The sequence below is a fragment of the uncultured Aquimarina sp. genome (assembly GCF_947492115.1).
In the GTDB taxonomy this organism is placed as follows: Bacteria; Bacteroidota; Bacteroidia; order Flavobacteriales; family Flavobacteriaceae; genus Aquimarina.
In genome coordinates this window covers 188,060-211,579 of the sequence record NZ_CANLMM010000005.1, presented here as the reverse complement: position 1 = coordinate 211,579, position 23,520 = coordinate 188,060, and the positions used below count along the sequence as shown (strand labels likewise).

The 23,520-nt window shown below is 33.5% G+C and carries 19 protein-coding genes; 14 read left to right on the top strand and 5 right to left on the bottom strand.

The window, feature by feature from the left end:
* Positions 1–18 precede the first annotated feature (18 nt).
* From Q1A73_RS16430 to Q1A73_RS16415, 4 genes are all read right to left on the bottom strand, one after another.
* Positions 19–2,433: a chondroitinase-B domain-containing protein gene (locus Q1A73_RS16430; protein ID WP_299607508.1), complete on the bottom strand. Its 2,415-nt coding sequence runs from the start codon at positions 2,431–2,433 to the stop codon at positions 19–21.
* Positions 2,433–3,926 (bottom strand): RagB/SusD family nutrient uptake outer membrane protein, encoded by a 1,494-nt coding sequence (locus tag Q1A73_RS16425; RefSeq protein ID WP_299607506.1) that lies wholly within the window; start codon positions 3,924–3,926, stop codon positions 2,433–2,435. The genes Q1A73_RS16430 and Q1A73_RS16425 overlap by 1 nt, the downstream gene beginning before the upstream one ends.
* A gap of 84 nt (positions 3,927–4,010) precedes the next feature.
* Entirely contained in the window at positions 4,011–7,157 is a 3,147-nt protein-coding gene (locus Q1A73_RS16420; RefSeq protein ID WP_299607504.1) for a TonB-dependent receptor, read from the bottom strand.
* A 309-nt stretch (positions 7,158–7,466) separates the two neighbouring features.
* Positions 7,467–8,180 (bottom strand): FadR/GntR family transcriptional regulator, encoded by a 714-nt coding sequence (locus Q1A73_RS16415; protein ID WP_299607502.1) that lies wholly within the window; start codon positions 8,178–8,180, stop codon positions 7,467–7,469.
* A gap of 843 nt (positions 8,181–9,023) precedes the next feature.
* Here Q1A73_RS16415 and Q1A73_RS16410 point away from each other — a divergent pair.
* From Q1A73_RS16410 to Q1A73_RS16345, 14 genes are all read left to right on the top strand, one after another.
* On the top strand, positions 9,024–9,665 hold the full coding sequence (locus Q1A73_RS16410) for a GNAT family N-acetyltransferase (RefSeq protein WP_299607499.1): 642 nt from the start codon (positions 9,024–9,026) through the stop codon (positions 9,663–9,665).
* Complete coding sequence (locus Q1A73_RS16405) at positions 9,653–10,843, top strand: argininosuccinate synthase domain-containing protein (protein WP_299607497.1); 1,191 nt, start codon at positions 9,653–9,655, stop codon at positions 10,841–10,843. Before Q1A73_RS16410 ends, Q1A73_RS16405 begins: the two co-directional genes overlap by 13 nt.
* Positions 10,840–11,817, top strand: coding sequence for an N-acetyl-gamma-glutamyl-phosphate reductase (argC, locus tag Q1A73_RS16400; protein WP_299607494.1), 978 nt, complete (start codon positions 10,840–10,842; stop codon positions 11,815–11,817). Before Q1A73_RS16405 ends, argC begins: the two co-directional genes overlap by 4 nt.
* Position 11,818: 1 nt before the next feature.
* Positions 11,819–12,613, top strand: a complete 795-nt coding sequence (gene proC, locus Q1A73_RS16395) for a pyrroline-5-carboxylate reductase (protein ID WP_299607492.1) — start codon at positions 11,819–11,821, stop codon at positions 12,611–12,613.
* Positions 12,614–12,766: 153 nt separating this feature from the next.
* Positions 12,767–13,906 carry an aminotransferase class III-fold pyridoxal phosphate-dependent enzyme gene (locus tag Q1A73_RS16390; RefSeq protein WP_299607489.1) on the top strand — a complete coding sequence of 380 codons (1,140 nt, stop codon included), beginning with the start codon at positions 12,767–12,769 and terminating at the stop codon, positions 13,904–13,906.
* 2 nt (positions 13,907–13,908) lie between these two features.
* The gene (locus Q1A73_RS16385) at positions 13,909–15,105 is read left to right on the top strand and encodes a glutamate-5-semialdehyde dehydrogenase (protein ID WP_299607486.1); all 1,197 of its coding nucleotides are present in this window, start codon (positions 13,909–13,911) and stop codon (positions 15,103–15,105) included.
* The gene (proB, locus tag Q1A73_RS16380; RefSeq protein ID WP_299607483.1) at positions 15,083–15,895 is read left to right on the top strand and encodes a glutamate 5-kinase; all 813 of its coding nucleotides are present in this window, start codon (positions 15,083–15,085) and stop codon (positions 15,893–15,895) included. The genes Q1A73_RS16385 and proB overlap by 23 nt, the downstream gene beginning before the upstream one ends.
* Positions 15,895–16,248 (top strand): four helix bundle protein, encoded by a 354-nt coding sequence (locus Q1A73_RS16375; RefSeq protein WP_299607481.1) that lies wholly within the window; start codon positions 15,895–15,897, stop codon positions 16,246–16,248. Before proB ends, Q1A73_RS16375 begins: the two co-directional genes overlap by 1 nt.
* Positions 16,249–16,289: 41 nt before the next feature.
* Entirely contained in the window at positions 16,290–17,234 is a 945-nt protein-coding gene (locus tag Q1A73_RS16370) for an N-acetylornithine carbamoyltransferase (protein WP_299607478.1), read from the top strand.
* A gap of 208 nt (positions 17,235–17,442) precedes the next feature.
* Entirely contained in the window at positions 17,443–18,228 is a 786-nt protein-coding gene (gene argB, locus Q1A73_RS16365) for an acetylglutamate kinase (protein ID WP_299607475.1), read from the top strand.
* Between the two features lie 107 nt (positions 18,229–18,335).
* A complete protein-coding gene (locus Q1A73_RS16360) occupies positions 18,336–19,418 on the top strand; it encodes a M20 family metallo-hydrolase (protein ID WP_299608091.1) in 1,083 nt (360 codons plus the stop codon).
* A gap of 17 nt (positions 19,419–19,435) precedes the next feature.
* A complete protein-coding gene (argH, locus tag Q1A73_RS16355; protein ID WP_299607472.1) occupies positions 19,436–20,713 on the top strand; it encodes an argininosuccinate lyase in 1,278 nt (425 codons plus the stop codon).
* A 239-nt stretch (positions 20,714–20,952) separates the two neighbouring features.
* Entirely contained in the window at positions 20,953–21,687 is a 735-nt protein-coding gene (locus Q1A73_RS16350) for a hypothetical protein (RefSeq protein WP_299607470.1), read from the top strand.
* 137 nt (positions 21,688–21,824) lie between these two features.
* On the top strand, positions 21,825–22,706 hold the full coding sequence (locus tag Q1A73_RS16345) for a carbohydrate kinase (protein ID WP_299607469.1): 882 nt from the start codon (positions 21,825–21,827) through the stop codon (positions 22,704–22,706).
* Here the strand turns inward: Q1A73_RS16345 and Q1A73_RS16340 are convergent, their stop codons facing one another.
* Entirely contained in the window at positions 22,707–23,516 is an 810-nt protein-coding gene (locus Q1A73_RS16340) for a DUF1080 domain-containing protein (protein ID WP_299607468.1), read from the bottom strand.
* Positions 23,517–23,520 lie beyond the last annotated feature (4 nt).

Here is a 23,520-nt window from a genome sequence, read left to right as displayed (position 1 = left end):
AATTCTATGGTGTTAATTTTATTTTTTAGTTTCCCATTTCAGACCAATAGCTTGTTGCCTTAGTAAAGGTGACTTCTTACTTGGAATGAAGTTTTCTTTATCGTCCCATTTCGGGTTTTTATAAAATACATCTGTTGCAGATGCTCCTTTTGTTGCTTTTACCGTTCCGCAATCAAAAATGACACAGTTGGTAATCTCATTTTTGTTTCCTTTTAAACTTACAGGGTTTACAACTTTATAGCTTTTTTCAAATACTGAATTTTTAATAGCTACGGTAACAATTCCTTTAGTTCTTAAAACAGTTCCTTTTTCCATATTTCCTACATTACTGAATACAGAATTATCAACGAGGAGTTTACCTCCTAAAGTAGATTCATCATTACCGCCACGGAAATAATTTATAGCCCATTGATCAATATCTTTAAAAATCGTATTTTTTATGATAACTACTTGAGCACTATACCTTCCTAAATCATCTTTTTCTTCACCTAGGTTGACACCTCTGTAGGCATTTTCAATTCTTGAATTCATGATGCTTATAGAATCAGCAAAAGTTCCTTTATATCCTTTAAAAACACTACCGCCATTTTTGTTTTTGAAACCTTTTATATGACAGTTATTAATAAATACAGAGTATGGATCGGAAATTCCTTTATCAGGAGAAACTACAGCATATTTTATAGGAGTATTGGATGTAGCGTTTATCTCAATGTTATCTATTTTTAAGGATTTTCCACCTTCGACTCTAAAAAAATAGGTTGGTTTTTTTTCTAAACCTTCCTGTATTTTTAAAATTGCCTTAGGTTCGTTTGCGCTTCCTTGTATGGTAACACTGTTTGTGATTTTTATGCCTTTTTCCAGAGTGTAGGTTCCTGGTTTTAATTTTAGAATACTTCCATCAGGTGCTTTTTTCAATGCTTTACGCAAAGTACCTACACCTGGTTCCACTTCAATAACTTCGGTAATTGTCTTAGTTTTTTGTGGTACGAATTTAGAATCCCATGAAGTTCCACTTTTTAATAGCAGTGCTTTCGGGTATTTTTTATTCCCTAAGTTAAAAGCTCCTGCGACAAAAGTCGTTCTTTTAGCTCCAGTGATATCCAATCTTGTAGGTTTGCCTTCACTCTTGGAATTCTTTAGTAAGGCTTCGTTTTCAACTTTTGGTATATATAAAATGTCTTCAAAAGTATCCCAGTTTACTTTTACTTTTGTAAAACCGTCTTTCTCAAAAGTACCTTTTGTATCAAGTATATTACCATAGAATTTAAACCCATCTAAGGAGTCATATACAGAAGCTATTTCACCATTATGAGTATTGAAAATTATATTATTAGCAAATACAGTATTTTCTGGTGCTAATGATCTTTCTTCATCTTTACCAGCGCAAAATTGAATAGGAGAACAATTGATTACTGTATTATTAACAATGCTTACATCCTTAACTTGGTGGTAACGATTAGCGGGGCTGTTTGGAACCCCATTCATTACTACAATAGGACCTCTAAAACCATCACCAGTTAGATTCATCATAAGATTATTTCTAATCATATGGCCCGCATTAATCACTCTGATTCCTCCGGTATTTGGTTTTTGGTTTCCAATAAAGACATTACTTTCGATTAAGCATCTATTACCATGTCTTAATGTTAACACGCCTTCACTTTCTAGAAATAAATTATTTCTATAGACATTATCACAGGATTTGTTAGATATAATTTCTACTTCTCCGTTACATTTTTCGAACACATTATCTTCTACAATCGTTCTGGATGATAACAAAGAATTTTTGCTAGTTCCGATTCTGATAGTCTCGCCTCCATTAAATCCTAAAGGAGGTCTTTCTCCGAAATAATTATGATCAATTCTATGATTGTTTTCAATGTGTTTTTCACCTTTTAACCAAACCACAAGAGTAGTTCCTGAATGAGTTTTACCAGCAAAGTAATTATGATCTACACGATTGTTTTTACCCCAAACGCTGATCCATTTATAATCAATAGATTTAGATCTAGGGTTGAAATAGGTAATAGCACAATCTGTTAATCTAGAATGATTAGCAAATTCCTTAGAATTTACTCTAAAGGAGATAACTGACTTACCAGAAGAATATCCATTTTTGAACCATAGCCCTTTGACTATTAGATATTCTCCAGCCATTTTTAAGCTAGAATCACCTGAAATAACAACTTTACCTGATTCTTCAGCTTCAATAGTTATAGGGTTTTCAGACGTTCCTATACCTTTTACCACTAATTTTACATCTTTCCATTCTCCGTTTTTAAGAATGATACGATCGCCAGCTTTTACAGATTTTATAGCTTCATTAAACTCAGAAAGAGTAGCTACTTTAATCTCGTTTGCAAGTCCTGCATATCCTACAAAAAGTAGAATTGGTAAAGTAATAGTGATGATATGTGTTTTTATAAACATCATTAATAACCTACGTTTTGAGCTAAATTAGGGTTCAAGTCAATTTCTCTTTGCGGAATCGGTAACAGTAACTGGAAGTCCGAGATTGGACTTGCATCTAAATCCGGATTATCAGGATTGTTATAAGCAAATTCAGTTACGAAATGTTCATTGATTACTGTTAATGCTCTATTAGTTCTTAATAGATCAAAAAATCTATGGTTTTCGAAAGCGAACTCTAAGCGTCTTTCATCTTCCAAAGCAAGTTTAAAGGCAAAACTAGAACTTACATCAGCTTCTACGATTGCTGTCAGACCTGCTCGTTCTCTCACTTTATTAAGCTCAATTAAGGCTTCTGAAATTCCTCTAGCATCTACATATGCTTCAGAAAGCATTAATAGTACATCAGCAAATCTAGTTACTGGCCAATCTACGTCTCCATCATCTAATGCATTAAAATCTGAATTGTATTTAGTAACATGTTTGTTAAATATTTCAGTTCCATTCGTAGCTATGTAGCTATCAGCCATGGAAGAAGGTTTTCTTTGGTCATCAGTAGCATAAGAATCAGACACATCATCAGTAGGAACGTTAAGTCCATCACCATTACCAAAAACTACATTTCCATCACTCTGTAGTGGTGCAAAGAAATTTGGAAAAGGAGATCCTAAACCAATCAATCCTTGTTCATATCTAACAGAGAAAATTACTTCGTTATTGATTTCATTTCCAGGTTCGAATAGTTCGTCATAATCAGGGAGTAAATCATTTAATCCTCTATCTCTTACATACTCTAATTGAGTGATAGCAGCTTCTAAATCTCTAGTGGGACTTGATAGGTGAACTTTCCCAAGTATTGTTCTTGCTGCTATTCCTGTTGCTCTTCCAAATTCTGAATCGTCATACTGCTCTGGAAGCAATGCTATGGCATCCGTAAGATCTTGAATAATAAAATCATACACTGCTGTTTGCGGTTCTCTGGATAATTGAAACCCTTCTTCACCGATAAGGATTCTATCAACAATTACAATACCTCCGTATAATCTGGTAAGATTAAAATGCATCAATGCTCTTAAGAATTTAGCTTCACCTTCATATTGATTTCTTAGATTTTCATCTTCTGCAACATCTAGGTTAGCTAATATTCTATTTGCTAAAGCAATTGTTTTATAACAACTCGAGTAATAACTCTGATTGATAGAATTATTGGTGTCTACGGTTAGTCTATCTAAAGTAAATCTTGGAGCGTCCGATTCTGGAGATCGATCCGGATTCGTAAATGTGTTGTCAGAACGAAGTTCTGTAACGTTCCATTCAACTGCCATTACATCGTATAAACTAGAATAGGCGGCGATGATTCCTCTATTTAATTCTTCCTGATCTTCATAGAAGTTGTCATCCGTTCTAAACGAAATTACATCTTCTTCGAGATCACAAGACACCATTAATAATGTCAAGAAAAAAGCATAAATCTTAAAATTTATGGATCTGTTCTGAAGTTTAAAAATATGTTTCATTATCTAATTTTTTGTAGTCAATATTTCGGTTTTTCAAGTCTGCTGTAACAGAAGTTTTTCGAAATGGACTATTATTATTTGCTTTTAGAAATTGATGTCTAGTCCCAGTGCAAGTTGTCTTTGTACTGGTGTAACACCTCTTTGATATCCTCTAATTAGAACATTATTACGATCAGTATTTCCTTCTGGATTATTACCCAGATAATCATCAGCGGTTTGGTACCATAAATTTTGACCAGAAAGGTAAATTCTCAATTTTTCTAGTCCCATTTTTTTCACAGAGTGAGTAGGTATAGAGTATCCTAATACAACTTCTCTTAGAGAAGCGTAAGAAGCGTCTTGTACTGCATAATCTGTTTCTAACCATGGAACTCCAATTCTAATTCCTGGTCTGCTTGCTGGGATGTTTTCATTAAACCATTGTCCTTCGGCATATACAGAGCCATATCTCGCAACTTCATTATAGAAAGCTTCACCCCAAACTACTTCACCTCCTTGTGATCCTTGGAATGAGAAGTTTAGATCAAGGTTTCCATAGTTAAACGTACTTGTGAATCCCCAAATAAAATCTGGGAAAGGATCTCCAATAACTGTTCTGTCATCTTCATTAATGATTCCATCACCATTTACATCCACACGTTTCAATCCACCAACAGCATCAGTAATACCACTTGGACTGTTAGCTAAATCTTCTGCATTCTGAAAAATACCATCAGTTTTATATCCATAGAACTGAATATAAGGTTCACCTACACGTGTAATATATTGATCTGTACGTTCTCCATTGTTAATAGCTCTCTCGGATCCACCAAAAGATATAAGTTTGTTTTCATTAAAGGAGATGTTAGCACTTCCTTGCCATTTTAGTTTTCCTGTACCAAGATTTGTAGATAGTGCAAATTCCCATCCAGAGTTTTGTACTTTTCCGATGTTGTTCCACTGCTCATCAAAACCAGTAGTATTAGAAATTTGCTGTCTTAATAATAGTTTTTCAGATAATTTATAGTAGTAGTCTACTGTAAGATTTACAGAACCATTAAAAAGTCCAAGATCTACACCATTATTAAATTCTGTATTTGTTTCCCAAGTGATATCAGGATTTCCTTGTAAAAAGTCTACTTCTCCCTGACCTGTAGTTACTCCACCAGTATTTCCTAAGCTATAGTTACTGAAGTCTACAATGGTTTGCGATAAGAAATCGAATAGAGGAGGAGCTGCTCCACTAATTCCCCAACTAGATCTTAACTTTAAAGTATTCACGGTATTTCCGATACTGTTTCGCCAGAAATTTTCATTAGCTACATTCCAACCTACGGAAACAGATGGGAAAAACCCGTATTTGTTGTTTTTACCAAACTTATTAAAACCATCTGCTCTACCTGCTAAAGAAATTAAATAGCGATCTTTAAAAGCATAATTCACTCGAGCTAAGTAAGAAGATAAAATGGTTTCATCTTTAATAGTAAATGTGTTGTCTAAATCTATAATAGTACCACCATTAAGTGTGGTTATATTTTCGTCATCAAAGTTTGTAATTCTTAAATTACTTAATCTTTCGGCAGTATTTTCGTAAGTAATACCAACTAATAGTCCAAGATCATGACCATTAAAGTCTCTATTATACGTTAAAGTATTTTCATTTATGTATTTTACAGTAAGTTGATCAGCTAATAATCCTTCAGTTTCTCCATCTCTATCTCCGTCAGAACCAAAAAACTCTTCTCCTGTTCTGTATCGTACATATCCACCTAAAGATGATCTAAGAGTTAATCCAGTTGCTATTTTCCATTTTACAGAACCATTAGATAATAGTCTATATTCAAAACGATTTCTCCTACTAGCTTCTTGTCTGGAAATAGGGTTAAAATTGGATGAAGTCCAAAGTGCTTCTATATTCCCAGTATTTTCTACTTGTCCAGTAACTGGGTCTACATAATCAAAGTTTAAATCTCTAAAATGTAATGCATGAGCAAAGCTTCCAACAGGTTGTCCTGTTAAGTCTGATGTATATTGATTATGTCTAACAGGAATCCAAGTCTCATATCTTCCAACATCTGTAAAATTGATAGAAGATCTTCTGGTAAGGGTATAAGAAGGATTTATTTTAAGATCAAAACTTAAATTGTCTGAAAGTTTCGATTTTAGCCTTGCAGAAAGATTTAATCTTTCTAAGTCATTATCATTTCTTAGACCTTCGTTATAGATGTAATTGGCAGATACTAGATAATTTGTTCGAGCACCTCCTCCAAATACATTTAATTGATAGTTTTCGATTCTTGCCTGATTTCTAAGAGCTTCTTCTTGCCAGTCTGTTGCACCACCAATATTTTGAGCGATGGTTCTTTTTCCTATTTGTACATTATCATAGTATACGAGATTAGGTTCTCTATTTTCTTGTTGTGCATTAAAATTTTCAACTAACTGATCTCTGCTTCTGTCTAGGTCTGCAAATTCAATGGCATCAAGGATATCGATACTTCTAGCTGCCTGTTTAATTCCAGATAAGGATTTAAACTCAAAAGACGTCTTTTCAGCTTTTCCTTGTTTTGTTGTAATTAAGATTACACCATTTGCACCTCTAGATCCATATATAGCGGTAGAACTTGCGTCCTTTAATACCTCTATAGATTCTATGGTACTCGGGTTTATAAATTGAAGTCCATCATCAAACGGAAAGCCATCTACTACTACTAGAGGAGCAGAGCTAAGACTAATAGAACCGATACCTCTTACGATAATTTCGGGGTCATCACCGACATTACCGCTTGGGTTTCTGATCTGAACTCCAGCAATTTTACCTTTTATACTATTTGATACATCCGAATATGGAAGCTCGTCTAGATTGGTGTTTTCTAGTTTTGCAACAGAGGCTGTTAAACTTGATTTTTTCTGAACTCCATAACCTATTACTACAACTTGTTCAAGTTCTGAAGCTTCTTCTTGAAGTGAAACATCAAGTCTGGTTTGATTTTCCACAACTATGGTAACTGTTTTTTTACCTGTGAAAGAAAAGGAAAGAACGTCTCCTTTAGTAACTTTTATCTGGTAATTCCCATCAAAATCGGTAGTAGTTCCTGTATTTGATTCAAGTATTAATACGTTAACTCCAGGAATTGGAATTCCATCTTCTAGTGAAGTGACCGTTCCCTCAAGGGTAATGCTCTCTTGAGCAAGCATTGTACTATGATATAGAACAATCAGGATGATTGTTATGATCTTTTTGAAATACATAAGTAATTAGTTTTGTTTTTTTAATGCTTTCTTTTAAATCAATAATTGGTCATCAATGAGTAAAAGCAAACCCTAATTTTGTAATTACTTATCACTGAACAAAGCATAAAAAAGATATACTAATTAGCATTTATCAATTTTTAGTATCTTTGTTTTAATCTATCTATAAGTAATTATAGTTATAATTTTACTTCTTAGACCAAGTAAAGTTTGAAAATAAAGGGATTAGTGTGGTAGCTGTCCCTTTTTTTAGTTGTATATCACATAATTTGATTGGTATTAAAATTGTTTCTTTAGTATTGTTAAGTTTTAATCATAGCAATATTTGTATAGATCTTTAAAGTGTTCCTCTAGTTTAGCAACTGCTCGATCTGGGTCTCTATCCACGATAGCATCTATAATAGCTTGATGTTCTCTAATGAGTAGATAATTTTCATCTTTATTACAAACTTTGTTAGCAACAAAATGGGTTATTATTTCTGGGGTAATAACAAGCATTAAAGAATTGATTACACTATTGCCACTAGCCTCAGATAATTTTAGATGAAACATTAAATCTTCTTCTACTGCGCTTAGCCCATTTACCGCTTTTTCACTATAAGCTTCATGGGCAGCAAGGATTTGCTTTAAATGTTCATCGGATCTTCTTGTAGCAGCTAGTCGAACAGCATGAGTTTCTAATATCAATCTGGTTTCTACCAGTGATTTAAAGTCTGGTTCTTGTAACTGCAAAATATCCGTCATCATTCCGTTTAATGCAGTTACACCTATATTAGATACTCTCGTTCCACTCTGAGGATACTTTTTAACAAGTCCATAGAATTCTAATCTTTGAATTGCTTGTCTTAATTGATTTCTACTTACACCAAGTTGCTCAGCCAGCACTCGTTCTGCAGGAAGTTTATCTCCTGGTTCGAGTTGCTTAGAAACAATTAGTTCTCTTATTTTAGAAATAATTATCTCTTCAGAACCTTTTTTAGAATTGGATGAAACGTCCGATTCTTTTTCTGTTTTAATACTCATATACTGGTTTTGATTTTAACTGGTTGACCAATCTGGTTAACCAAAAGTATAGTTTTTTTTTATTATCACAAAATTTAAATGTTAAAAATATTATGAAACTGTAAAAAAAGCATTGTTTTTTCGTCGAATATTCATTCTAAATCCTTTTCGTATTATATTATCGATACTTGTAAGCCCAAGTGATCATTAGTAAAAATGACTATTTGGTCTATAAATTCGCCTTACAATAATATTTATTCAATAATATGGTGTTAATATATTAAAAAGTAAGTTGTGTTCTTAATAAAGTGTTTAAAATGAGTATAATGTAATTTTTTGATGGTTTTTTTGAAACAAGTTCTTTATTAAGAATCAAATTTTGCATTTGTCGTAATTTTTGTGAAATTTGATTTTTATTTTTCTTCATCAAAACTATTTTGCGTAATATTGTATCATCTAGTTAACGAAAGGGGCTTCGGCCGACGATTTAGAGTTACTATTATGAAAACGGCAATAAACATTTCGAGAAAAGTGAAAGTTCAATTTCAGAACATATCTGTTACTACTGCATTCAGAGTGCGCCGCTTTCGTCGCCCCTTGGGGGTTTAAATTCATTTAGAAGTAGGTGCGTCCTGCTTCCTTTCAAATTCCATTTTAGTTAAATAATAGTATCAAAGATGACTTTGTACTAATTCGAGTATGGTTATATCCATATTTTATTTTCACTGGAATTATCAAGAAATTTTAAGAATTATACACTAGTCTATGTTTCATTTTACTGTGGATTCATAGCTTTTGTATACTAATATTTATCATTAATTATATCTATATCTGATGTAGAAAGCAGATAGTAGAAATAACAATATGAAACAGATAGAAATTATCATAGCAACAGACAAGCATTTACATTTTGCTCAGGAAATATGTGATGTAATATCGGATTCTGCAAAAGTCAGAGGAACTGGTATTGCTAAGCGAACGCCTGAGTATATACAAACAAAAATGATAAACGGTAATGCTATTATCGCTTTATACGATGATAAGTTTGCAGGGTTCTGTTATATAGAGGTTTGGGGACATGAAAAGTATGTTGCACATTCAGGTCTTATAGTTCATCCTGATTATAGAAATCAAGGGCTGGCAAAAAGAATTAAAGAATTCACTTTTAATTATTCTCTGAAGAAGTATCCTCACTCTAAAGTATTTGGAATTACAACGGGATTAGCCGTTATGAAGATCAACTCTGATCTAGGATATAAACCAGTGACTTTTTCTGAGTTAACAGATGATCCTAAGTTTTGGGCGGGTTGTAAAACATGTACAAATTATGATATTCTTAAAGCAAAGGAACATAAAATGTGTCTATGTACGGGTATGTTATATGATCCTGCTAATAAAGTAAAGAAAAAAGAAAAATGGTACGATAAAAAAGTACTTAAAAGATTAAAAAAAATAAAACAAACAATGCTTACAAGCAATAAACAATTATTGTTATGGAAAAAGTAGTAGTAGCATACAGCGGAGGTTTAGATACTTCCTATTGTGTAAAGTATCTAATTCATGAAAAGAATTTAGAGGTGCATACGATCTTGGTAAATACAGGCGGTTTTTCTGATGAAGAATTAGACCAAACAGAGAAGAGAGCTTATGAACTGGGGAGTACATCACATGTGAATAAGACTATTCTAAATGAGTTTTATCAGAAAGCCATTAAGTATCTAATTTTTGGGAATGTCTTAAAAAATAATACGTATCCGTTGTCAGTTAGTGCCGAAAGAATTTTTCAAGCAATCGAAGTAATCAATTATGCGAAAAAAGTAGGAGCTAAATATATTGCTCATGGAAGTACTGGAGCTGGAAACGATCAGATAAGATTTGATGTTATTTTTCAAACACTTGCTCCAGAAATTGAAATCATCACACCGATTCGAGATTTAAAATTATCCAGGCAAGAAGAAGTAGAATTCCTTAAAAAGCATAATGTACACTATAGTTGGGAAAAAGCACAATATTCCATTAATAAGGGTATTTGGGGAACGAGTGTAGGAGGTAAAGAAACGTTAACATCTCATGATCCACTTCCAGAAGCTGCATATCCTAGTCAGCTAACAAAGGATAAAGAAGAAACAATCACTTTAAATTTTGAAAAAGGAGAACTTGTAGGTCTCGATGGTATTAAAGATACACCTGTAAAAAATATTCAAAAATTAGAGGAATTAGCAAGTGCTTTTGCGATTGGTAGGGATATTCATGTAGGTGATACGATTATAGGAATCAAAGGAAGAGTTGGATTTGAAGCTGCTGCGCCACTGGTGATCATAAAAGCGCATCATTTACTAGAAAAGCATGTGCTTACTAAATGGCAACAATATTGGAAAGAACAATTGGCTAATTGGTATGGTATGTTATTACACGAAGGAAATTATCTAGATCCCGTGATGAGAAATATTGAAGTTTTCTTAGAAGATTCTCAAAAATCAGTAACTGGAGATGTGACTGTAAAATTGAAACCTTATCACTTTTTATTAGAAGGAATTGAATCTCCTTTTGATATGATGAAATCAGATTTTGGTCAATATGGAGAAATGAATAATTCATGGACTTCAGATGATGCTAAAGGTTTTATCAAGATTTATGGAAATGCGAATAAAATATATCATAATGTAAATCCTACAGAATCATGATAAAAGTTGGAATCATAGGAGGATCTGGGTATACAGCAGGAGAACTAATTAGGTTATTAATTCATCATCCAAATGTAGTACTAGATTTTGTGTATAGTACAACAAACGCTGGTGTGTCTATTAGTGATCAGCATGTGGATGTTTTAGGAGATATTGATCTAGCATTTACGGATACTGTAAATCCTAGTATAGATGTTTTGTTTTTATGTCTGGGACACGGACGATCAAGAGCTTTTTTAGAAGAACATACCTTTTCTAATCATACTAAAGTTATAGACTTAGGAAATGACTTTAGATTAGAAAAAGATCATGTGTTTGATGGAAGAGAGTTCGTTTATGGATTACCAGAGCTACAAAAGGATAAGATTAGGTCGGCTCAGAATATTGCAAATCCAGGGTGTTTTGCTACGGCAATTCAATTAGCATTATTACCATTAGCATCTTCTAATAAAATCCATGATGCAGTGCATATTAATGCAACTACGGGAAGTACTGGAGCAGGAGTAATGCCTGGTGGGACTACGCATTTTAGTTGGAGGGATAATAACTTTTCGAGTTATAAAGTGTTTACACATCAGCATCTCGATGAGATCAATCAGAGTATTCAACAATTACAAAACAATTTTAATACTCCCATTTTCTTTATTCCGAATAGAGGAAATTTTAGTAAAGGCATTTATGCAACTTTATATACAAAGTATGATGGTTCTGAAGAAGAGGCAGTAGCGTTATATAAAACCTATTACAAAGATTCCAAATTTACAGTGGTTTCTGAGAAGGAAATTTATTTAAAACAAGTAGTGAATACCAATAAGTGTATTCTTCATCTTAGTAAAAAAGATGGAATGCTACTGATCACCTCTGTAATTGATAATTTGATTAAAGGAGCTTCTGGTCAGGCAATTCACAATATGAACTTGATGCTGGGAATAGAAGAAAAAACAGGACTAGAATTAAAAGCAAGCGCGTTTTAAAATGAACAAAATAACAATCATAGGAGGAGGTAACTTAGGTAAATCAATTATATCGGGTTTAGCCAGTAGTGATTTATTCGAAGCAAAGAATATTACCGTTGTTGATAAATCAAAATACAATCTAAAAGAAGTTGAAACGAATTTGGGTGTATCTACATCACAAGATATTTTAACTTCTATAAAAGATGTAAAGTGGGTTATCTTATGTGTGCAACCAAGACAATTAGACGCGGTACTTCAGGAAATTAAAGATGAAGTAACAACAGATCAGATATTAATATCTACCGTAACAGGTACATCTATAGAAGAGATAAACGAGATAGTTCCTAATAACAAAGTTGTGAGAGTAATGCCCAATACAGGTGCGGCAAAAAAACTGTCTATGACCTGTATTGCGGCTAATGATGATGTGAAAGAAGAATTATCAATGGTCGAAAAGATGTTTGATACGATCGGAGAAACCTTGGTAATCGAAGAAAGATTAATGCAAGCAGCAACAGTATTAGGAGCCAGTGGTATTGCATTCTTCTTAAGATTCTTAAGAGCTATGATACAAGGAGGTATCCAAATGGGATTTCACCCTCACGAAGCTCAGATTATCGCTGTTCAGACCGCTATTGGAGCAGCTACCTTAGTAGCAGAAAATGGAACACATCCAGAACGAGAAATAGATAAGGTGACAACCCCACAAGGATGCACTATAGAAGGATTGAATGAAATGGAACACCAAGGGCTTAGTTCCTCGGTAATTAAAGGAGTAATGGCATCCTATGAAAAAATTAATACGATAAAGTAGTTGACTGTTTTTGGTTATTAGTTGATAGCTACCTACTAATAACCATTAATAGTAAAACTATATGAATATAAGAATTAGATAATACAATGATTAATTGTTTTGCTTTAACTATAAAAGCTAATAACAATTAACCAATAACAAATAACAAATAAAATGAAACTATTTGATGTATATCCTCTTTATGATGTAGAGCCGGTAGAAGCTCATGATAGTATCGTAGTGGATAAAAATGGAGTGGAGTACTTAGATTTATACGGCGGTCATGCAGTAATATCAGTCGGACATGGACATCCTCATTATATAAAAAGGATGAAAGAACAGTTGGACAAAATTGGTTTCTATTCTAATGCTGTTCATAATAGTTTGCAAACTGATTTGGCGAATAAATTAGGTCAATTATCAGGATACGATAACTATCAGTTGTTTTTATGTAATTCTGGAGCAGAAGCTAATGAGAATGCTCTAAAGTTGGCTTCATTTTATACACAGAAGTCTAGAGTAATTTCATTTCATAACGGATTTCATGGTAGAACATCTGCAGCCGTAGCAGCAACTGATAATGCCAAGATCAATGCGCCTTTAAATAAACAACAAGATGTTACTTTTTTGCCTTTAAATGATTTGGATTTACTAAAAACCGAACTATCCAAAGGTGATGTTTGCGCTGTTATTATAGAACCTATTCAAGGTGTAGGAGGTTTAGATGAAGGAACCTCATTCTTTTTTAAAGAATTAGAAAAATTATGTAAAGAAAATAAAGTCGTATTAATTCTGGATGAGGTACAATCAGGATTTGGAAGAACCGGAAAATTCTTTGCGCATCAATATCATGGAATTACACCTGACATTATCTCGATTGCCAAAGGTATGGGAAATGGATTCCCAATTGGAGGCATTATGATCGCTCCACATATCGAACCAAGTTATGGCATGCTCGGAACTACTTTTGGAGGCAATCATCTTGCTTGTACAGCAGCTTTGGCAGTTTTGGAAATATTAGAAGCTGAAGAATTGATTGATAATGCAAGATTAACAGGAGAGTATTTTATTACTAAAGCTTTAGAAATCCCTGGTGTTCAACAAGTAAAAGGAAAAGGTTTGATGTTAGGATTGGAGTTTGATTTTGAAGTAGCCGAACTAAGAAAAAAGTTAATCTATGATGAGCATATTTTTACTGGAGGTGCTATGAATAAAAAGTTGTTGAGAATTCTTCCACCATTAACAATTGGTAAAACGGAAATAGATCAATTTATAAAGGCATTACAAACCGTGTTAGTGCCAGAAAAGATATAAAAATGAATACTATACTTGATATATCAGAAAGAAATGCTGTACTGCAAAAAATGGCAGACTTAATAGCACAACATAAAGATGCTATTATTGAAGCAAATAAAAGTGATCTTAATTCATATTCTGGAGATGATTTAGCAATGGGAGACCGATTAAAAGTGGATGACTCCAAAATAGATACAATGATTGCTTCTCTAGAACAATTGGCTAGTCAAGAAGATCCTGTTGGGGTAGAACGTTTTCGATTTACCCATGATAATGGAATGCAAGTATATAATAAAACGGCTTCATTTGGAACGGTTTTAATTATCTATGAATCTAGACCAGATGTTACAGTGGAGGCGGCAGGAATAGCTTTTAAATCTGGGAATAAAATTTTACTAAAAGGAGGAAAAGAATCCTTGCAGTCTAATCTTGCGATAGTTAAGCTATGGCATCAGGCTTTAAAAGATAACAATATATCAAGTGATTGGATAGAGTATCTAAACTACAATAGAACCGAGACTCAATCTTTTTTAGAAAAGCCAACCCAAAATGTGGATTTAATTATTCCAAGAGGAGGAGAAAAGCTAATTGCCTTCGTAAAGAAACATGCCACTTGTCCGGTAATAGTAAGTGGAAGAGGAAACAATTTTGTGTATGTGCATAAGGAAGCAGATCGTGCGCTGGCGCTAGATAATATTATTAATGGTAAAACAGACAAAATTTCCGCTTGTAATGCTGTAGACAAGGTTCTTATCGATAAGAACTTGCCTAATAAAGAAGATTTTGTAAAAAACCTGATCATCACCTTAAAGAATTTTAATGTTGAAATACTAGGAGATGCTTCGCTCTCTAAATATGATGAAGTAGCTCAAATTTCAAATCCTAATATATGGGAAGAAGAATTTTTAGATTATAAAATAGTAATCGGAGAAATAGAAAACGCTCCCGAAGCAGTTTCTAAGATTAATAAATTTAGTGGAGGACACTCTGCCGCAATAATTACAAGAAATCAGAAGGAAGCAGAATCCTTTATGGCATCTGTAGATTGCGCAGCAGTATATCACAATGCTTCTACACGATTTACAGATGGATTTCAATTAGGTTTAGGTGGGGAATTGGCGATTAGTACAGATAAACTGCACCAAAGAGGTCCTATTGGACTGCAACATTTGGTAACCAATAAATGGTATATACATGGAGACGGGCAAATCAGATAAAAAGAGAATTGTCCTAAAAATAGGATCCAATGTTCTTACCAAAGAAACGGATCATATTTCTAGAGGCAAAATTGAAGATATAGGTAATCAGATAGTTGAATTACAAGATCGTTATGAGTTTGTAATTGTAAGCTCTGGAGCAATTGCAGTAGCAAAGCAATTTGTAAATCTAGAGAGTAATGGTAAAGAGATTACCGTAAAACAAGCTTTAGCATCTATTGGGCAACCACATTTGATGCGAATTTTTCAAGAAAGCTTTAGGGATTTAGGGTTACTTACTTCTCAATGTTTATTGTCGTATTCTGATTTTGAAAGAGAACAGTCTAAAAAAAACATTGTAAGTACGATTAATGTCTTGATAGCGAATAACTACATCCCAATTATCAATGAGAATGATACGGTTGCAACAGACGAAATTAAATTTGGAGATAACGATAAACTAGCAGCATTAACTGCTTGTTTATTAGAAGCAGACTTATTACTTATTGCTACCAATACCAATGGTATATGTACCAAGGAGTCAGTAGAAAATAAAACCTTTAAAACAATAGATGAAGTAGATGATTTAGAGCTTTTGAATAATGAAATTGTTTCTTCAACATCTAAACATGGAACTGGCGGAATGAAATCAAAAGTACAAGCCGCTAGCATCACTCAGGACTGTGACATAGAAACATGGATAGCCAACGGTCTCGAAGACAATTTTATGGTAAATGCGATTAATAATACTGTTCCTTTTACTAAGATTAAAATATCAAATAGAAAAGAGACTATAGAAAATAGATATTAATGAGTAAAAGACATAATTATAAAAATCTAAAAATTTGGAAACTTGGGTTAGAGATAGCCAATGACGTTTCAGATGTTTTATTGAAATTTCCGAAACATGAAATGTATGACCTAAGTTCTCAAATGAGTAGATGCTCTGTCTCAATACCTAGTAATATTGCTGAAGGTTCCGCAAGAACTGATAAATCGTTTAGTCATTTTATAAACATTTCCTTAGGATCTTCTTTTGAATTAGGAACTCAATTATTAATAGCTAAGCATAGAAATTATATAGATAATAACGAATTAAAAAAACTAGAGAATAAGTTAGAAGAGTTTCAAAGAATGACTATGAGTTTTCAAAATAAACTTTAAAAGTCTCCACTCTATTTTCTTTATTCTTAAATCTAGAAAAAATGAATAATTATTTTTCAGTACACGATATAGATGTTCTTACTTCTTGGGTTGAAGAAGCGATTGATTTAAAGAAAAACCCTTTATCTCACAAAGAATTAGGAAAAGATAAGACAATCGGTTTATTGTTTTTTAATCCTAGTTTAAGAACTAGGTTAAGTACGCAGAAAGCCGCTTTAAATCTTGGGATGAATGTGATGGTAATGAATTTTGGTGGAGAAGGATGGTCCTTAGAATATGGAGATGGAACCATCATGGATCAAGGTAATTCGGAGCATATTAAAGAAGCAGCACAAGTAGTATCTCAATATTGTGATATCGTAGCAATACGTGCTTTTGCGAAGTTAGAAAATAAGGAAGAGGACTATGAAGAAAAAGTTTTAAAAAGCTTTATGAAATATGCCAGCGTTCCTATTATTAATATGGAAAGTGCTACAGGTCATCCGCTACAAGCGTTAACAGATGCAATTACAATAACAGAATATAAGCCAATACATAAACCAAAGATTGTACTTTCATGGGCACCGCATCCGAAAGCCTTACCGCAGGCTGTCGCCAATTCTTTTGCAGAAATGGCACAAAAAATGGACGCAGAGTTTGTAATTACCCATCCAATGGGGTTTGAGTTAGCCAGTCAGATTACCAATGAGGTGTCCATAGAGTACGATCAAGCAAAAGCATTCGAAAACGCTGATTTTGTATATGTGAAAAACTGGAGTTCGTATAAAGACTACGGAAGTTCTTCGCAAGATGAAAGCTGGAGAATTACAAAAGATAAAATGGATCTTACCAATAATGCGAAGTTTATGCATTGTTTACCAGTAAGAAGAAATGTAGTGGTTGATGATGCAGTCATTGATAGTGAGAACTCTGTAGTTATTGAACAAGCAAACAATAGAACCTATGCTGCACAGTTGGTGATGAAAAAGATTTTAGAAAAGAGTTAAGGTATGAAAGTAAAAGATAAATTATTAGTTGCTAAATAAGTAGAGTATAAGCGGTATTGAGTAAGAAGAAAATAAACTATATGTCACACTGAGCTTGTCGAAGTGTATTTTACAACTGTAGTTAATGTGGTCTTCGACAAGCTCAGACTGACTACGCAGCCTTTTAAATTAGTGATTTTAGATGGCGCGTAGGCTATAAATGATAATTATGAAAACAAAAGATAAATTATTAGTTGCTAAGATTGGTGGTAACATCATCGAAAATAAAGAAGCGTTGGATTCTTTTCTGCAAGATTTTTCCAAAGTAAAAGGACCAAAAATTTTGATTCATGGAGGAGGAAAATCTGCTACAAAATTAGCATCTAAATTAGGTGTGAAGACAGAAATGATTGATGGAAGAAGAATCACATCGGCAGAGAATTTGGATATCGTGGTAATGACGTATGCAGGTCTTTTAAATAAAACTATTGTTTCAGGTCTTCAAAAATATAATTGCAATGCTTTGGGGCTTACGGGTGCTGATGCAAATGTGATCGTAGCGAATAAAAGACCAGTACAGTTTATAGATTATGGATATGTGGGTGATGTTACAACGGTAAATAAGGATACGTTAAAGGGATTTATAGATTTAGGAATAACACCTGTGTTTTGTGCGGTAACACATGATACCAATGGTCAATTGTTTAATACTAATGCAGATACTATTGCATCCGAAATTGCTTCAGCGATGAGTACAGATTACGAAGTAGCGTTGTTTTACTGTTTTGAACTAAAAGGAGTTCTCGAAAATATAGAGGATAAAGATTCTGTAATAGAGCATATTGATTTAGAAAAATATTCTGAATTAAGAGATCAAGATATCATTGCAGATGGTATGTTGCCCAAATTAAAAAACTGTTTCGATGCATTGCATAAAAACGTAAATAAAGTGCATATAGCCAATGCAGATTTTATAAAAGATAACTCAATAAAACATACGACTTTGAGCTTATAAATATAAGATGATAAACTTTTAAAATCTGGACTAATAAAGAGAGATAAATTATCATGGAGAAAGAAGATAATACCATAAATACAACTGTGATAGACAACCATACTACTATGAATAATTCAGCTTTAAGTATTCCTGAATTAACTAAAAAAGCAATAGATCTGTTGCATCAGTTAATAGAAACTCAATCTTTTTCTTCAGAAGAAGAAGGAACAGCTTTATTGATAGAAAATTGGTTCCATCAATATGAAATACCTTTTGAAAGAGAGAACAATAACATTTGGGCATATAATAAGAATTTTGATAAAGCAAAACCTACAATTCTTTTGAATTCTCATCATGATACGGTAAAACCTAACGGTAATTATACCAACGATCCATTTAAGGCTTTTGTAGAAGATGGAAAGTTATATGGCTTGGGAAGTAACGATGCTGGCGGATGCTTGGTATCTCTCATAGCAACTTTCACCTATTTTTATAACAAACAAGATCTGAATTACAATTTTGTAATAGCAGCCACGGCAGAAGAGGAAAGTAGTGGTCCGTTAGGATTAAAAAGTATTCTGAAATATCTAAAAAATGTAGAGTTTGCTATTGTGGGAGAGCCTACATTGATGCAACTAGCAATTGCTGAAAAAGGATTATTGGTATTAGATGTTTCGGTAAAAGGGACTGCCAGTCATGCTGCACATCCTAATGATGATAATGCAATATATAATACACTAAAGGTGATTGAATGGTTTAAGGATTACAAATTCGAAAACAGTTCAGAGACGTTGGGAGATGTAAAAATGACTGTGACTCAGATTAATGCTGGCAATCAACATAATGTGGTGCCATCTCACTGTAATTTGGTTGTAGATATTAGAGTAAATGATAAGTATAAAAATGAAGAAGTCTTAGAATTAGTTAAAGACTCTTTGCCGCAGAATGTAGAGGTAAAACCAAGATCACTGCATTTAGGGTCGTCATCTATACCAAAGGACCATCCAATTGTTACCTCTGGAATTTCATTAGGAAGAACCACCTATGGATCTCCAACACTTTCGGATCAATCGGTATTAAGTTGTCCATCGCTAAAATTAGGACCAGGAGATTCTACAAGATCGCATTCTGCAAATGAGTTTATCTATGTAGAAGAAATCAAAGAAGGAGTCGCTTTGTATATAAAGATATTAGAAGGTATAATTTAGAAAAATAAAAATAGTAGATGAAACTTTGGGATAAAGGATTACCAACCGATCAGAAGATAGACATGTTTACTGTTGGAAACGATAGGCAATTGGATTTGGTAATTGCTAAATATGATGTGAAAGCAACGTTAGCACACGCTAAAATGTTACATAAAATTCAGTTGCTCTCAAATGAAGATATCGTTGCCATCGAAAAAGAACTCGATGTCTTGGCACAACAAATTGAGCAAGGTACTTTTGTAATTGAAGATCAGTTTGAAGATGTGCATTCTAAAATAGAGTTTGAGCTTACTCAAAAAATTGGAGATGCTGGTAAACGAATACATACTGCCAGATCCAGAAATGATCAAGTTTTAGTAGCAATGCATTTATACCTAAAGGATGAATTACAACAGATAAAAGATCAGGTAAAAGAATTATCTGAAAATTTATTAAAGTCTGCAAAGCAGTATGAAGAGGTGTTGCTACCTGGATATACACATCTTCAGATTGCCATGCCATCCTCATTTGGATTATGGTTTTCTGCTTACGCAGAGAGCTTTGTGGATGATCTTTATTTTGTAAATGCGGCTTTAAAGGTAGTAGATCAAAATCCATTAGGAAGTGCAGCTGGATATGGAAGTTCATTTCCTATAGATAGAGAGTTTACTACAAAAGAGCTAGATTTTGAGACATTGAAATACAATGTAGTTGCCGCTCAGATGAGCAGAGGAAAATCCGAAAAATCTACTGCTTTTGCCATGAGTAGCGTGGCAGGTACCTTATCCAAATTAGCAATGGATGTTTGTTTGTATATGAGTCAGAATTTTGACTTTATGAGTATTCCTTCAGAATTTACAACAGGCTCTAGTATTATGCCACATAAAAAGAATCCTGATGTATTTGAGTTAATAAGAGGAAAGTGTAATAAGATTCAAGCATTACCGTATGAATTGAGTTTGCTTATGAATAATTTACCCAGTGGATATCATAGAGATTTACAGTTATTGAAAGAAGGCATCGTACCTGCAATTCAGGATTTAAAAGCGTCTTTAGAGATGGCGATTTATGCCCTAAAGAATGTGAAAGTAAACGAAAGTATATTGGAAGACACCAAATATGATTATTTATTTAGTGTAGATACGTTGAATGCGTTGGTAATGGAAGGAATGTCTTTTAGAGATGCCTATGTAAAAATCGGGCAGAATATCGAAAAAGGAAATTACAAACCTGAAAAGAACACAAAACATACACATATAGGAAGTATTAACAATCCGTGTATTGATAAGATTAAAGAGAAATTAAATTCAGTATAAAACAATAGTATTTAGTTATTCCAGCAAAGGCAGGAATCCATTTTAGATAAAGAAACATAAGATATATAAGAGAAGCTGAAGCTGTTAATTGAGTGTAAGTTGAGTTAGTTTAATTTTTTCGCTTCAGCCTAGACCCTCAGAGGAGTAGTTAACCACTGAGGGTTGTTTTTTCGCAGATGTCTACTTTCGGGTGTCTTTTTTTACTAACGGGTATATGTTTAATCTTAAAACCAATTATGATGAAAAAAGTAAGTAAACTTTTTGTAGTATTTCTATGCGCCACGATGGTCATTTCATGCTCAAAAACTGAGACAGAAGGCACTATTCCAGAAAATGTTCAAACTAAGAATTTTCAAAAGTCCGAAGGAATTTATACAACCAAAGCAAATAAGGCATTACTATATGCGCTGGTTCATATTTACGGTTCTATAAATGCTAAGGAGAATATGTTAGAATTATTAGAAAAAGCAACCGTAGTTAGTGGTAAAGGGATTTTGGAAAAGATCGATTTAAAAGCACAACCATATCCCGAAGAAGAATCAGCTTTTGTAAAAGAAATGGTTTACCAAGAAAATAGTAGAGCAATATTGATATCTGGTATTTATAACCCAAAAACAAATAGAAAAGGAGATTTAGTTTTCTTGAGTTATTTGAATGAGGTTACTGTTCCGGAAAATCTAGGAAATCAAGATGGAATTTTTCTGTTCGGGGAAGGTATTCTAGCTAATAATTTCGAAGAGGATACCAAAACCTGTTATACCGGTTTTACTGGTTGGGACTGTTTTTCTTGCAACTGGTATATCTGTCCTGTCTCTGAATATTCTAGATGTTATATTTGTCCATATGTACCAGATGATTTTATGGAATATCTTGATATGCTTAGTATTCCCGAAATGTATCTTGACTTTTTTGTAGAGCCAATAGATTTTGAAGATATTAAACCAGAAACTCCAATCATTGAACAGTTTTTTTAGAATTTGGAATACATTTTAGAACCAAAAACCTTGATACTTTTATTTCAAGGTTTTTTTATGTTTTCACCTAAAACTTCAAGTATTGGTATTTCTTTTTATAAAGACAAAAGAATATCTTTAGTACTTAAATTATTTTTATGCAAATAAGCTGTTTTGGAGAAGTACTTTGGGATATATTTCCTTCTCATAAAAAAATAGGAGGCGCACCACTGAATGTGGCATTGCGTCTAAAAACTATGGGAATTAATACCACTATTATTACCAGAGTCGGTGATGACGAATTAGGAGATCATATTACTTCTTACATTCTAGAAAAAAGCCTTTCAACCAATACGGTTCAGAAGGATCAAGAATATAAAACGGGAGAAGTTTTAGTAAACTTAGATCACGAAGGTACTGCTTCTTATGAAATTACCAGACCGGTGGCATGGGACTTTATTGAGAATTCTGAAGCTCTCAAAAAGGAAGTAGCCACTTCGGATGCATTTATTTATGGGAGTTTGGCGGCTAGAAATGATGTTTCTAGAAAGACTTTGTTGGAGCTGTTAGAGCTTGCCAAGTTTAAAATATTGGATGTTAATCTTCGCCCACCACATTATGATGCAGCTTTACTTTTAGAATTGATGCAAAAGGCTGATTTTATAAAACTCAACGATGAAGAATTGGATGAAATCTGTACCTTTTTCAACATACAAGAAAACACAGTTGAAGATCAAGTAAAAGCTGTAGCAAAACATACAGAAACTTCCCAAATTTGTATTACCAAAGGAGGAAAAGGCGCTACCTTATTTTATAACAATAGTTTTTACAATAATTCTGGATACGAAGTAAAGGTAATAGATACGGTAGGAGCTGGGGATTCCTTTTTAGGCACCTTAATTTCGAAGCTAATCCAACAAGCCGATCCACAAACAGCCATAGATTATGCATGCGCTATTGGTGCTATGGTAGCAGGTAGCGAAGGAGCGAATCCTGTTTTTACAGATAAAGAGATTCAAGCATTTATAAATGCTCAGTAGCTACTTCAATTCCCGTATCCATATATTGCGATAATGTACTGGATTGCTATGATCTTGTAATTTTATAGGACCTTTTCCATGAGGAATATTCTTCGGCGGACCTATATATTCTGTAGTTCCTAAAATCTCTACATGATCCTGCACCAATACACCATTATGAATTACCGTAAAAGATCCTGACGTTTTCTTTTTACCGTTTTCAAATTCAGGTTGGTGGAATATGATATCATAAGTCTGCCACTGATCATTAGGTTTGGTAGCATTGACCAGAGGAATGTGCTGTTTATAAATAGAAGTAGCTTGTCCATTAGCATACGTACGATTTTGATAACTATCTAAAATCTGTACTTCATATCTATTTTGAAAAAACACACCACTATTTCCTCTTCCTTGTCCATCACCCACCAAAACATCCGGCGCTTTCCATTCTAAGTGTAATTGAACGCTACCAAAATTTCTTTTAGTTTGTATATCTCCTGTACCTGGTTTCACCGTCATGGTGTTATCAGGATTGATAGTCCAACCAGCTTGTGCAGAATCTTTGGTCGCAATCCATTGCTCCAAATCCGATCCATTAAAAAGAACAATAGCATCGGAAGGAACATTCATCGAATCAAAAGAAATGGCTTTTGGTTCTGGATCCCAAACTTCAGTTTCTTTAGGATCTGTAATTTCTTTTGTGGGAGTAGGAGTTTCTTCCATCTCTTCCTCAATCTTGTTTTCCTCAGCAATAGTAGTGGTCTCTTTTTGTTTCGTATCACAAGCATATAACATACCGCTGATGATAAGAAAATAAATAAGGTTCTTCATTTTG